Below are 13,591 nucleotides of genomic sequence, written 5' to 3' on the forward strand. Positions count from 1 at the left end.
ATCTTTTCACTCCATTTCAATCCGGTTTATAGACGTACACGTTCATTACGGTATATATTTGCCCACCCGGGGCAAGAGCTTTAATCTCCGTCTGGCCTTCCTTCAGCCCCTTTACGACAGCGGTTGTTCCGGAACGGCTCTCCACCTGTGCAACGGCCTCATCACTCGACACCCAAGTAAGCTCCTGGGGAGCTGCTAGCGGAACGACCGCCGCTGCCGCTTCCGTAGTGCCGCCAAGCGGAACATCGACACTAGATTGGCTAAGCAGGACGCGAAGCGGTTCCGAGCTATCCGGATCCTCATTCCGCCATACACTGGCCATCGGATAAAAGACGGCCTTGTCCAGCGTCACGTCCCCTTGTTTCACATACAGCTCCAACCCATTGCTGGTAGCCTCCGGGAAAAGAATACTGGAAATCACAGTCTCACCGTCTGCGCCGAACACCTCCAGCGTCGATTCATCCACATAGATATGCAGCCTGACTTTACCGTTCACCGCTCTTAAGGGCGCCTGGACTGTTTCAGCAAACCCGGCTTCAAATGAACTGTCGCCTGATTGGGTTCGATCCACCGTTAGCGTTGAATTAGCGTTGTTATACGATATATTGGTCTCCTGATCTGCACCTTTTCTCAATTTGATTCCGAATTCCGCCTCCCCCTTCACGGTGAACTCGGTATCAAGTTCATAGGAGGTCCCGTGCAGACCGGCCAGTGGATTGCTGCCTGGCTCTAGCCGCTGGGATTCCACCTTGACCGCTTGGCCACGCAAAGCTTCCAGCTCTTGCACCGGCTGCTGGACGAGGCGTAATCCCTCACCGGGAATCTCGCGCAGCTTCAGCTCCCGTGGCAGCGACAAATTCCCTTTCCACGGAGCGCTTGGCATCGAGAACGGATAGCGCCAATTGGACATCCAGCCGGCATAGATCCGGCGGCCGTCACTCTCCGGAATATCCGAGTAGGACACTGCGGCGTAGAAGTCTTTTCCGTAATCGGTCCACAGCACTTTGGAGGGCTCATTCTCGTTCTTGAATGTCTGTCCGTCAAAGCTGCCGATGAAATATTGCGCCGCCGAGCCACGGGTTGAGCTGTTATTGCCGATGCTGAGCGCCAGCACCCACCGGGTCTCCTTACTGCCTTCCACGGGAAGCTCAAACAGATCCGGACATTCCCAGACGGCGGCATGCGAGCCCTGATCGGCGCCGAATTCGCTGGTCATCTGCCAGGTCTTCAGGTCTGGAGAGGAATAGAATCTCACCCGGTTGTCCACCGAGACAACCATCACCCAAGCGTGCGAAGGCTCATGCCAGAACACCTTGGGATCTCTGAAATCCTTGAGTCCCGGATTAGGAATCACGGGATTGCCCTCATATTTGATCCAGGTGCGTCCTTTATCAGAACTGTACGCCAGGCTCTGCGACTGCATTCCCCCTTTGAAATGGGTGAAGATCGCAACCAGTCCCGCTTCACCGCCAAAAAAACCGCTCGTATCCTTCCAGTCCACCACGGCGCTGCCTGACCAAATCTCCCCGAGCGAATCGCGCAGGAGCGCTACCGGCAGATGCTGCCAATGAATCAGATCCGTGCTGACGGCGTGACCCCACTGGCCGCTGTTCTGGTAGAACTGGTGATATTCACCTTCGAAATATACCATTCCGTTCGGATCGCTCATATTCCCGCTTTCCGGCGACAGATGATACTGCGGGCGGTATAGCTCCGTGTAGTAATTGGGATCATCAGAAAACTGGAAGACGGCAGGTGCAGTAGTAGAGATGGCATTGGACGGAGTTGTAGAAGTATTGCTTCTATGATTGCCGTTGCCGCCAATAGTGCACCCTGCGATAACCAGCAGTACTACAGCCGCACACGCCAGTTTGCTTATAGTTTTGCTCCTTTTATGCGCTTGCTTCTCCCCGGAAACATTCATGCTGCATACTCCTATTCCTTGTTTAGTTGACACTATTGTAGCTGATCGGCCAGAGAAATTATTTCAATATGATCGGCTCAGAAGTTGTGATGTTCTCAGGGTTGATTCTTCAAATACCATTCACGGTATTCCTTGGGGCTTTTGCCGCTGTTTTTCTTGAAAGAGGTACTGAAATAGCTGGAACTGGAATAGCCGACAAGCATGGCGATATCAGTCAGCTTCAGTTCGTTCTCTTGCAAAAGCTGCTCCGCCTTGGTCATTCTCAGCTTGGTGACATAGTCGCTGAACGTAATGCCCACATGCTGCTTGAACAGCCCGGATAAATAGGTCTCATTCAGATGAAACATTTCAGCAAGAGAAGAGAGCGCCAGCTCGTAGGAGAAGTTCTCCTCCACGTATTTCCTGACCGCTTCGACCATATGCTGTCCGCTGGAGAAGCGGAGCTTCTTCACTTCGCCCATGACAAGCTGCGCCAGCTCATCGATCTGCCCCCGCACGCCTTCACGCGACTGGTAATCGGCAATGGTCATCTGACAGTTCCACAAATACTTTTGCAGGGCGGAGCCGCCGAGCTCGAACTTTTTGGCGATGGAGCTGAACATCAGCAGCATCCGCAGGGCCAGAAAGGTAAAAGCAAACATCGGCGTATCTCTGTCGCTACTGAAAATGGTGTCAAGCTGCTGGCGGAAGGTGCTCATGTCCAAATTCTCAATCGCCTGCACCAGCTTCCGCTCCACCTCCGGGGTAAAAGCCTGCGTAAGCTCCATCACCCGGCTCCGTTCGCCCTCTTCATCTTTATACACGGTGCTTTGACTCCAGGACAGCATGCATGAAGCATAACCGTTCTTCAGCCGCTTGAGTCCCTCCACTTCCTCGCCAATTCCCGTCACACATTCCAGCTTCAGGTAACTGGCGATGTTTCGTTTCAGTTCTTCTACGAACCTGTCCGTTCGATCGGTATGCTCCGGCCCCGGCTTCATAATAACCAGAAAATACATCATCGCGGAATTGGCGACATCGCTGAATGGATAGATTCCTTCCCGCTTGGCAGCCGTCTCCCGGCATAACATCTGAAAAGCCAAATTGAGCAGATCCCGGCGCTCCTGCCGGTCCGCCATCCGCCCTGCCGGCACTCTCATCTCCACAGCGACAAACTGCAGCTTCAGATCATCCGCCGTCAGCGGGGTCAGCTGGAGCTGCTGCAGCCGTTCCTTGATCGCCGCCAAGCTGTACCACTCGTCCTTGACCATTTGCAGCAAAAAATTCTCCTGCAGCAGCCGCAGCTGCTCATTTTTCTGCAGCAGATCCTGCCTTGAGGCCTGCAGTTTTTGTTGCTCTTGTCTAATTTCTTCACCCAGCTTGCCAAGCAGCTCATTCAGTTCTGCGCGGGCTACCGGCTTCAGCAAATAATCCTTCACTCCAAGCTGTATGGCCGATTTCAGATAATCAAAGTCAGAGTATCCCGACAGCACAACCGTCCTAAGCAGCGGATACTTCGTTTTGCAGATACGGATAAATTCAATGCCGTCCATCTGCGGCATACGGATATCGGAGATGACGAGCTGCGGCAGCGGTCCCTGCTCCAGCAGCTGCAGCGCTTCATTGCCGCTTGAGGCCTCCGAGACGACCCGGAATCCGGCGGCTTCCCAATCGATTTTAGCTTTGATACTGTTGCGGACCCCCTTCTCATCATCCACCAGCATAATATCATACATAATAATCACCTCTCTATCAGCGGCAGCTTCAGTGTAATGGTTGTTCCTGTATTTAGCTTCGAATCAAGCACGGCTTCAAACTGCCCGCCGTAATACAGACGGCAGCGGGAGAGTACATTGCGCAGTCCGATGCTGTCCCCTTTATGATTTAAGATTCCCACACTGTCCCTAAGCTCCGTATCGGCAAGAATGCTGGCGATCAGTTCCGGTGTCATTCCTGAACCGTTATCCTGGATCTGCAGGTGCAGGCGCTCTCCACACACGCTGGAGGTGATCGCCACCTCGGCGATTCCCCCTTTTTCCAGGCTGTACTTCACCGCATTTTCTACCAGCGGCTGCAGAATGAACTTGGCGATGAGCAGCTGATCCGCGGCAGAATCCTGCCGGACCTCCACCATCAAATGATCCTCATGCCGCAGCTTTAGGAGGAACAGGTAGTCACGGATATAGCCAAGCTCCTCGCTGACTTGAACCAGATCCGTATCGAGACTCAGCGAATACCGCATCATTTTACCCAGTGCTTCCGTGGCGTCCATGACCAGATCCTCCCGCTTCATCGCCGCCAGACCGCTGATGATCTCCAGTGTATTGTTGTAAAAATGTGGATTGATCTGCAGCAGGAGCGCTTTGTATTCGGCATTTTTCCGGCGTAGATTGGTCTCGAATTCCGTCTCGATCAGATACTTCAGCTGATGGGTCATCTGCTCAAATACACCCGCCGCATAATCCACTTCGCTCTGCCGCGATCTAACCTTGGGCATATCCTTCAACGCCAGCTCAAATTGCCCGTTTTTGACATGCCGCATGGCCCGGGCCATGGCACTTAATGGCTTCGTTATGCCGGTAGAGAGCCACAGCGCCACAATAATGACAAGGAGCAGCAGCACAAAGCTGGCAAGGAGCAGCGTTTCTTTGAGCTTGGTGATGGTGGCATACAGCTCCGCCTCCGGCACCTCGCCGACGATCAGCCAGTTCTGTGCAGGCAGCCTGCGGTAAAAGAACAGATAGTCGGTCCCCCCTTGGTGAAGCGGGAAAATCCCGCTGGTCTGTCCTCCACTTTGTTTCTGCACAGTAGCAAGCCCGTCTCTAAGCAGCCCCTCAGCCCCTCTCAGATCCTGATTGAGTACACTCAGGCCATCAGCCGTCAGCAGGAAGGCTTTGCCGCTTTTGCCGAAGCTGATTTTATCCAAATCCTGGCGCAGCAGCACCGTAGGATAATTAAGTTTGATTACTCCGACATCCTTAAAGGACTGGAGCTGCACCAAAGGAAGCACAAGGCTATTGATTTCGCGCGAACGTATGCTGTCGTCGGCCTGATCCTTGTCCTTATGAGCCTGCGTCCAGCGTACGTCCTGCTCCATAAACTGGCTGTACCAGTCGCTCTTCAAGTAGCCCAGGTCCTGTGTCCATAACCCGCCCTTTCCGTCCGCAAAGGTGGAAATGGAAATCACATTCGAATTATTGATCGCATAAGAGGATAACAGCTCCCGCAGCTTTTGCTTGGCCAGATACTTTTCCCCATTAGTGCTCTCATCGTTCAGGTCGGCGGTTATCCATTCCTGGGTGATGTCGCTGCTCAGCACCTGGTTGCCCATATCCTCAATCTGCGTCAGCAGCGTGCTGACATGGGAGGCAAATTGGTCTATGGTTTGCAGCGTGGAAGTCTGGGTAGATTTACGGATCTGCTCCGACGATTCCTTGCTGAGGATGAAGACAACCGCCGTAATCGGAAGGATCAGCAGGACCGAAAAAGCCCACATCAATCTGCTGCGTAACGAGTAGAACATGACAACCGCGCCCCTTGCTATCATTATGGTCCAAAAATTCAAAATAACCCCACAACGTAAAGCTGAATTTTAAAGCTTCTTGAAGCTGAAAGAAGAAACAGCTTTACCGCCCTTTTGATAAAGGGCGGCTGCCGTTTCTGTAATGTTTGGAGATTTTATTATTTTTTCGGCAGATCTGCATATGCCTTGTCAATCTTTTTGATGGCGTCGGCAATGGCTGCATCCGCGTTGCGTCCGGCGATGGTCACTTCCTCAATCATCTTGTTTACCGCTTCGGACATTTGAGGGAAGACCGGTGTAATCGGACGCGGTCTGCCGAATTTCTGATTCTGTACGACGAAGATATTCTTCGGATATTGACCCAGCTCAGGGAACTCGTTGGCTACTGAATAGCGGGCCGGAATATCTTTTGTGATGGAGCAATAGGTCTTAGCCCCTTCAGAACCCGTCACCCAGTTTACAAACTGCCAGGCAGCTTCAGCATTCTTACTCTTCGAGGAAATGGCCAGCGACCAGCTTCCGTTCGCGACAGCCTGCTGGGTTTCCTTCGGAAGCGGCGCGATATCATAATCTTCGCCTAATTTGAAATTAGGGAACTTGTCAGCATAATTGCCCAGTGACCAGGAGCCGTCAACCGTCATCGCCAGCTGGCTGTTCGGGAACGGATCTGGCGGGTATTCGAGAGAGGACACTTTATCTTTATTATACAGGTCGGAGAAGAATTGCAACGCCTTTTTGGTCTCCGGCTTATCCAGGTAGCCTTTGGAGGTTGTTCCATCCGGGCTCATGATCTCGCCGCCAAACTGCCAAATAATCGGATATTTAAAGTATGCTGCTGTTCCTGCATTACCGAAGCCCTGCGCCGGGTCAATGCCGTACACGCCTTTGGCCGGGTCGTTAAGCTTTTTAGCTGCATCCAGCACCTGATCCCAAGTCCAAGGCTCTTCCGGGTTCTTGGAGGGAAGAGGGATTCCCTTCGCTTCGAACATTTTTTTGTTATAAAAAAGAGCAATGGAGGATTCAGTGAGCGGAGCCATGTAAATTTCATTATTATAGGTATACGTGGCAATGGTCGATTCCGGAATATCCTCCAGGTTACCGTCCTTCTTGAAAAAGGCGGTCAGCGGCTGTAAAGCACCCGCCTGGGCGTAAGAAGCCATATTCGGGCCGTCGACGGCCATAATATCAGGGGGACTGCCCGAAGCAATGGATGTTCTCAGCTTGGTATCGTAATCGGCATACGGAATTGGACTCATCTCAACCTTGATATTTGGATGCGCTTCATTAAACGAGGTCACCAGCTTGTCATAGGCTGAATTCTCGGCGTCATTGCCCGAGTTTCTCCAGAACGTGAGCGACACCTTCTCTTCTTTGGGTGCCGACGAACTTCCCGCCTCCGGCTGCGCGTTTTCCCCTTTGCTTCCACATCCGGCGAGCAGTCCGCATGCCAACATTGCGCTTAGTACCACTTTACTCTTACTGTTCAATAATGCCCTCCCCTTTCATCTACTGTCTGCGCTTACAATTGAATATTATCAAACCTGCCCGATGATAAAATTCATTATTCTCTGCACTCAACTTTCAAAATGTTCGGTATTTCTATCAAAAGCAATCACTTTTCATCATATGTTCTTCTCTATACTGGCCGGGACTTACACCCACAACCTTCTTGAATACCTGGCAGAAATACCGCTGGTTATCATAGCCGACACTTTGGGATATTTTGAAGATTTTGAAGCTGCTTTCTCTCAGCATCTTTTTCGCTGTCTGAATGCGCAGCAAAGTGATATATTCCAGAATGGTCTGTCCGGTCGACTTGGAATACAAGTTGCTTACATAGGAGGAATTGAGCCCGAACCGTTCGGCCAATTGATCCAGCCCGATATTTTCATGGTAATGGGCTTCAAGATACGCTTTGATTTCCTGAACCACTTTTTCCTTCATGGTAGTCTTAGTTACACTCAAATAGAATTGCACACTCTTCGCTAAATCCTGCAACTGTTGCTGCAAAGACGCCCAGTCCGTCGTGTCCAGTATCCTGTCCATCAGCTGCGGGCGGGCGCCGATCACTTTCTCAATCTTAATTCCATAGTCCTGTTCAATCAGATCGAGCATCTTGTTCCCCCACTCTATGCCTGCCTTCTTAAGCAGAACAGGAGCCATCAGCCGACCCGTCCCCCATTCCATCCAGCGTTCAAGCATCTCCTCGAATTCTTTCTGTTCGTAACGGACGAAGGACTGGAGGTAGTCAGACCACTCGCTCAGCCACTTCCAGGATATGCGGGTAATCTCCTCTAAGCGGCTTCCCTCCATAACCGGAACCCCAAAGAACACCCCCATTTCACATGCCTTGTCAGCGGCCACAAAAGAGAGATTTGCATCTATAATTCCAGCTACAACCGGCCCCAGTCCAAACGACAATGAAATATCGTCCGCTGAGCTGTCATTCGAGAAGGCTTCGGCTGCAGCCAGCACAATTTCTGTTAACGGCTCATTGTCCTCCATGGCCGCCATACACAATAAGATGACTTTCTGCTGCTCGTAGAGCAGGTCCACAACGATTCCGCGATTCGTCAAAAAGCTGAGGAGCGCATCCGTAGCGCCATTATTCTTCATTCGTTCAAGCCACAGCGTCTGCGTACTTCCAATCACGAGGACCGCAAACTGGTTATACCGTTCGTAGGGCGTCTGATCGAACGATGGGCGTTTGGCATGGACGATTAGATCTGTAAACGCCGCCCGGTTCAAGGCTGCCACATTCCGAAGCTCAGGGCGATTCTCCGTGGCATCCGCATTACGCTCCAGACGCTTGAGCGCTCTTGAGACAGTCTTGGCTACTTCCTCCAGCTCTGCCGGCTTGATCAGATAATCCACAGCCTCCAGCTTGATGGCTTCTTTGGCATATTCGAACTCGGAATACCCGCTAATGATGATACATTCCGCCTTACGGCCTTTCTCCTTCAAGGCACGGATCAGCTCCAGCCCATTCAGGCCGGGCATCCGAATATCTGTCAGCACAATGTCCGGATCGGACTGAAGAATCCGTTCCAGGGCTTGCTTGCCGTTAGTTGCCGTCCCTACGATCCCTATACCATACGCGTTCCAGTCGATCACAGCCGACAATGTCTCCACCACCAGCTGTTCATCATCCGCTATAAACAGTTTATACATGATGTAATCCCACCTTCATAGCCGGTCTTCATCCATGATTCCGATCCTTACGGTAACTTTGGTTCCGGTGCCTGGAATGCTGTCGATGCGCAGCCCGTGGTTCTGGCCATAATGCAATTGAATCCTCTCCTGGATGTTCCTTAATGCATATCCCTTAGGCTGCGTAACCGCAGGATCAAAGCCTACGCCGTCATCCTCGACTTCGAATACAAGCGTCTCTCCTTCGATACGTCCCCGAATGTAAATATTCCCTTGGCTCTCCTTCAGCTCGATTCCATGAAAAATCGCATTCTCCACCAGCGGCTGTATCAGGAGCTTAAGCATACGGATATGCCCAATTTCCGGTTCAAGCTCAATGGTCACCTCGAACTTTCCGTTATAGCGGATATTTTGAATCTCCAAGTAATTTTTCACCTGGTCGATCTCATTGCGGACAGTGGTAATATAGTCCCCGTTATTCAAGCTTAACTTAAACATGTTAGACAGCGACATGACCATTTTCGAGATGTTTTTGGCACCGATTCGTTCGGCCATCAGATAGATGGAATTCAGCGTATTGTACAGGAAGTGAGGGTTGATTTGACTTTGCAGCGCGTGCAGCTCTGCTTCCCGCTCCTTCAGCCTGGCTTCTATTAATTTGTCCGATAATTCAGAGTTGGTGCGGAAGGTCCTTAAGAACTGATTGCCTATTTTCCCGATTTCATCTTCCTCCTGAAAGAGGATTCCTTCGATCCTCTCCCGTTTGGCCGCTTTTCTGGCAACAGAGGAGAGTAAAGTCAATTGCTTCGTGATACGCTTCGAGATTAAATACGAACCATAAGCAGCCAGCAGGAAAGCCACCATTGTCAGTGTTAGCGTAATATTACGTATCCAGACAATTTCCGAATTGATATTAGAATAAGGGATCATGCTGACGACTTTCCACCGGGTTACCGGATTGGTATCGAAGGTGATGACATACCGTTCTCCGCCCATCGTTTCGATGCGGGTGCCTCGTTCGGGCAAACCGTAGAGCAGATTCATTTCTTTGGGAGGAAGCTGCTTCAGGCCGGCTGTGCGGGAGTTATAATAAATGACTTTATTTTGCTCCAGGATCATCAAATTCCCGTTTTCCGCATTGGAAATGTTTCGAAACATCTCATCGAAGACCCGCCTGTCGATTGAAATGATTAACATGCCGATCGGTTCGAGCGTCTCCAGGTTGTTTAACTGTTTACCATACAGCAGCAGGTTCGGAGTGTCCTTGACCAGCCGGACTTCATCGCTGTTCAGCCACAAGCCCCGCCCGCCCATATCTCCCACCTGTTGATACCATTTCGTCCGTGAGACTGCCTGATAGATATTGTCGTACGTTAACCTGTCCCATTGGTTTGTGGTAATCAGTTCCCTTTGCCCGCTGCCCACGTAAACGTAACGTATATAGGATTTGTTGTTGGTAATATTGACGATCAGACTGCGGGTCGCATTTTGAAGGTCATAGATCTCCTTGAAATCATTCTTGCTATAGGCAAGGAAATTCTGAACGTCACGGGAGGACAACATCAGCTTCGAGATCGCCTCCACATCGTTCACGAACGTCTGGATATTCCAATTGATGGAGCCCAGCAGATTGGAGGTGGTGTCGGACATCTTGTTTTCGATCACTTTGCTTACATAGACGAAGGTTAAGGAAGCAATCAGCACAAGCGGCAGCAAGGAACAGGCGATGGACAGTATAATGATTTTGCTGCGGATGCTGATCGACAGGAACAGCCGGTGTATTTTCATGAGATCCCCCTGACCCTGCAAAGTTGCAGCCTGGTACTTTCAGTATACCCTCTGGCCAAGGGATACGGGAGATCAACCTTTCGTTGCTCCTGCGGTCATGCCGGAAATAACGCTCTTGTTGAACATGAAATAGACCACCATCGTCGGAATGGTCGTGATGCTGATGGCAGCAAAGGTCGCTCCCCAATCCGTTAAACCGTACTGCCCGATATAATCCATTAAGCCAACTGGAATGGTCCGTGATTTCAGATCATGAATAAACGTATTGGCGAATATAAATTCATTCCAGACGAATATCAGATTCATAACGACAACTGTGACGATCGTATTCCGGGATAGTGGGAAAATCATACGCCAGAACACCTGATACACACCACAGCCATCCATTACAGCGGCCTCCATGATCTCATTCGAAATGTATTTATAGAAGCTCACGAACAGATAAATCGAGATCGGCAGGGCAAAACCTACTTGGGGCAAAATAAGAGAAGCGAGCGTATTGATGATTCCTATTTTGTTATAAAGAATGAACAGCGGGATGAGCACGACCTGAATCGGGATCATAATGCCGCACAGAAATAAGAACAGCACACTTTGACTCCATTTAAAGGACATCTTCTCGATCACGAAAGCAGCCATGGCACTGAATAAGATCACAAGCACGATGGTCGTCATGGCGACTATGATACTATTGGAAAAATAAGTCCCCAGGTTCCCTTTGCTCCACACATTGAAATAATTATCGAAGGTGTATTGGCTTGGCAGGCTGAGCGGATTATCCCCTGAGAAATCGTTAGGACCCTTAAAACTGGAGATGAACACCCAAACCAGCGGATACACTTGAATGACAAGCAGCGCAAAGGAAACAACTAGAAGGACCGCCTTGGAATATCCAGAAATTTTCATCATCAGGTCTCCTTACTGTCCATCATCCGTCTGATAAAGGCAACTGCAATGAGGCTTTCAATGACGATAAATACAGCCATCGCGCTGCCATAGCCGAAGTCCAGACTGGAGAATGCGGTTTTATACATATAGGTCGGCAGCAATTCGGTTACGCGGCCGGGTCCCCCGTTCGTCATGATATACGGGATGTCGAACCCTTTCAGCGCCCCTGTAGTCGCCATAATAATTGAGACCATCAGAACCGGCTTAATCAGCGGCATTTTGATCGAACGAAACAGCTTCCACGAAGAAGCTCCGTCTATTCTGGCCGCCTCCTCGATATCGGCAGGAATGGAGATCAACGCACTATACAGGATAATCATATAAAGACCGATATAACGCCAGCCTTCAGGTACCGATACCGCACTCAGAGCCCAATTGAGGTCGGACAGCCAAGGCTTGCTCCAGTCGCCAAGACCGATCTGCTGCAGGCAATAGTTCAGGATTCCGACCGGCTCGAACGAATACACATTTTGGAACAACTGGGCTATCGCTACTGAGGTGATGATGGCAGGGGCAAAATATAAGGTTTTGAACAACTCTCTCCCTTTGGTGATGCTGGTCAGCAGGATGGCAACCAGCAAACCGAGCAACACCTGCATGGCTACAATAATGGAGACATAGATCAGATTGTTGCTGAATGCCTTCCAGAAGGTTTTATCTCCGCCGAACATCTTGGTGTAATTGTCAAAGCCGATATAGAGCATATCGGATACTCCGTCCCAGGAGAAGAAACTGAAATACATCGACCAAAGAATAGGCGCCAGCACGGTGAGCAAATACACCAATAATGCAGGCAGCAGAAAGACGAGAGCGGCTTTGCGGTTGCGCAGGACTTTATCCATAGGCTTGCTCATTCCCTAATTTTAGTTTTTTTATTGTACTTACAGCAGCCAACCAGCTTGCGGCTGGCCGCCTTGTTTAGAATCGCTATTTGAAGTATTTCGGTGCGTTTTCTTTAATCGCCTGATCCATTAGTTCGGCAAATTCTTCCGGAGTATGGGCTCCCAGAGCCAGGGCATTCAATTCGTTGCCGAGCAGCTCATTCGTGGCCGGATCAAGGCGCGTATCCCACGGAACCGCAAACACGTTGCCGGATTTCGCGATTTCATCTTGAATCTTGTAGAAGAGCTCCGGCATCCCCTGCTCTTGATCAAGTGAATAATTGAAAGGCGAGAATTGGCCTTTCTCCGTATAGGCCTTCGGGTATTGCTCCAGAAGGTATTTGACGAATTCCTTCATCGTATCATCGAAGGTCTCCTGGTTGAAGGCAACGCCAATGCCCGAGTTAATAAAATAATCATTGTCAGCCGTTGTCGCACCTTCCATCATGGGAAGCCGGAAAAACCCGATATTGTCCTTCATTTCCGCGCTTACTTTATCATTGACGAAGTTCATGGTTTCCCATGAACCCATGTAATACATACCAGCTTTTCCGCTCAGGTACAAATCGCGCGCTGCGGTGTAGTCCGTTGCAGTGAACCCTTGCTGAAAGTACCCTTTGGTGCCCAGATCATGAACAAACTTAATCCCTTCCATGCCGGCCGGGTCCTTGAAGGATGCTTTGCCCTGCTTTACATTCTCGATGAAATCATTGCCTGTCATGCGGAACGGTTTGTACGCCAGATACCGGAGAACCGGCCATTTATCCTTGCCGTCTACGGCAATCGGCGTAACCCCACTTTGCTTCAGCTTCTCGGCAACCTCCATGAACTCATCGAACGTCTTCGGCGGCTCCAGGCCAAGATCCTTGAACATCTTGATGTTGTACCAGAATACCTCGATGCCATATTCCAGCGGGAAAGTATACATGCTGCCGTCTGCAAACTGTTGATATTGTAGGGCCACCGGACGGAAATCCTTATATTTCCCCAGCTCCTCCAGCAGTTTTTTCATATCGACCAGTTTGCCTTGCTCCACCAGCTTGGAAGCATAGGCATCCGAATCTGTATCGAACATGGCGGGCATCTCATTGCTGGCAATCAATGTCCGCAGCTTCTGCAGGTAGGAAGGGCGGTCACCCGTGCCCTCCAGAACCAGCTCGAATTCCGGATGCGTCCGGGAGAACTCCTCTGCAATCTCTTTTACAGTAACAGCCGGAGGGCTGTCTACGCCGCGGGCCACGAACCACTTGTATGTTTTCTTGTCCACCTTCTGCGGATTTGCCGATCCGGTTTCTGAAGCACCGTTATTATTATTTGTGCCTCCGCATGCGCTCACCGTCGCCGCCAGGACAACCAGAGATAACGAGAGAGTCAGCCTTTTGACATAACGTTTCATTT

At 50.5% G+C, this 13,591-nt stretch carries 9 protein-coding genes; all 9 read right to left on the reverse strand.

The window, feature by feature from the left end; translation table 11 throughout:
* Positions 1-16: 16 nt before the first annotated feature.
* Positions 17-1,924, reverse strand: coding sequence for a glycoside hydrolase family 32 protein (locus tag MKZ07_RS14075; RefSeq protein ID WP_341026207.1), 1,908 nt, complete (start codon positions 1,922-1,924; stop codon positions 17-19).
* Positions 1,925-2,019: 95 nt separating this feature from the next.
* Positions 2,020-3,639, reverse strand: coding sequence for a helix-turn-helix domain-containing protein (locus tag MKZ07_RS14080; protein WP_341026209.1), 1,620 nt, complete (start codon positions 3,637-3,639; stop codon positions 2,020-2,022).
* 5 nt (positions 3,640-3,644) lie between these two features.
* Positions 3,645-5,426, reverse strand: coding sequence for a cache domain-containing sensor histidine kinase (locus MKZ07_RS14085; RefSeq protein ID WP_341026211.1), 1,782 nt, complete (start codon positions 5,424-5,426; stop codon positions 3,645-3,647).
* 158 nt (positions 5,427-5,584) lie between these two features.
* Positions 5,585-6,913 carry an ABC transporter substrate-binding protein gene (locus MKZ07_RS14090; RefSeq protein ID WP_341026212.1) on the reverse strand — a complete coding sequence of 443 codons (1,329 nt, stop codon included), beginning with the start codon at positions 6,911-6,913 and terminating at the stop codon, positions 5,585-5,587.
* Positions 6,914-7,028: 115 nt separating this feature from the next.
* Complete coding sequence (locus MKZ07_RS14095) at positions 7,029-8,597, reverse strand: response regulator transcription factor (protein WP_341026214.1); 1,569 nt, start codon at positions 8,595-8,597, stop codon at positions 7,029-7,031.
* 15 nt (positions 8,598-8,612) lie between these two features.
* Positions 8,613-10,364, reverse strand: a complete 1,752-nt coding sequence (locus tag MKZ07_RS14100; protein WP_341026215.1) for a cache domain-containing sensor histidine kinase — start codon at positions 10,362-10,364, stop codon at positions 8,613-8,615.
* A gap of 72 nt (positions 10,365-10,436) precedes the next feature.
* Positions 10,437-11,273 carry a carbohydrate ABC transporter permease gene (locus MKZ07_RS14105; RefSeq protein WP_341026216.1) on the reverse strand — a complete coding sequence of 279 codons (837 nt, stop codon included), beginning with the start codon at positions 11,271-11,273 and terminating at the stop codon, positions 10,437-10,439.
* Positions 11,273-12,154, reverse strand: a complete 882-nt coding sequence (locus MKZ07_RS14110) for a carbohydrate ABC transporter permease (RefSeq protein ID WP_341026217.1) — start codon at positions 12,152-12,154, stop codon at positions 11,273-11,275. The genes MKZ07_RS14105 and MKZ07_RS14110 overlap by 1 nt, the downstream gene beginning before the upstream one ends.
* An 85-nt stretch (positions 12,155-12,239) precedes the next feature.
* Positions 12,240-13,589: an ABC transporter substrate-binding protein gene (locus MKZ07_RS14115; RefSeq protein ID WP_341026219.1), complete on the reverse strand. Its 1,350-nt coding sequence runs from the start codon at positions 13,587-13,589 to the stop codon at positions 12,240-12,242.
* Positions 13,590-13,591: the final 2 nt, after the last annotated feature.

It is taken from the genome of Paenibacillus sp. FSL P4-0338, from assembly GCF_038002365.1.
Taxonomy (GTDB): domain Bacteria; phylum Bacillota; class Bacilli; order Paenibacillales; family Paenibacillaceae; genus Paenibacillus_AQ.

What these genes read in the sequence shown, in the direction of transcription:
- MKZ07_RS14105 (WP_341026216.1), bottom strand. Translation starts at nt 11,273, where the DNA reads ATGATGAAAATTTCTGGATATTCCAAGGCGGTCCTTCTAGTTGTTTCC.
- MKZ07_RS14100 (WP_341026215.1), bottom strand. Translation starts at nt 10,364, where the DNA reads ATGAAAATACACCGGCTGTTCCTGTCGATCAGCATCCGCAGCAAAATC.
- MKZ07_RS14115 (WP_341026219.1), bottom strand. Translation starts at nt 13,589, where the DNA reads ATGAAACGTTATGTCAAAAGGCTGACTCTCTCGTTATCTCTGGTTGTC.
- MKZ07_RS14075 (WP_341026207.1), bottom strand. Translation starts at nt 1,924, where the DNA reads ATGAATGTTTCCGGGGAGAAGCAAGCGCATAAAAGGAGCAAAACTATA.
- MKZ07_RS14080 (WP_341026209.1), bottom strand. Translation starts at nt 3,639, where the DNA reads ATGTATGATATTATGCTGGTGGATGATGAGAAGGGGGTCCGCAACAGT.
- MKZ07_RS14085 (WP_341026211.1), bottom strand. Translation starts at nt 5,426, where the DNA reads ATGTTCTACTCGTTACGCAGCAGATTGATGTGGGCTTTTTCGGTCCTG.
- MKZ07_RS14095 (WP_341026214.1), bottom strand. Translation starts at nt 8,597, where the DNA reads ATGTATAAACTGTTTATAGCGGATGATGAACAGCTGGTGGTGGAGACA.
- MKZ07_RS14110 (WP_341026217.1), bottom strand. Translation starts at nt 12,154, where the DNA reads ATGGATAAAGTCCTGCGCAACCGCAAAGCCGCTCTCGTCTTTCTGCTG.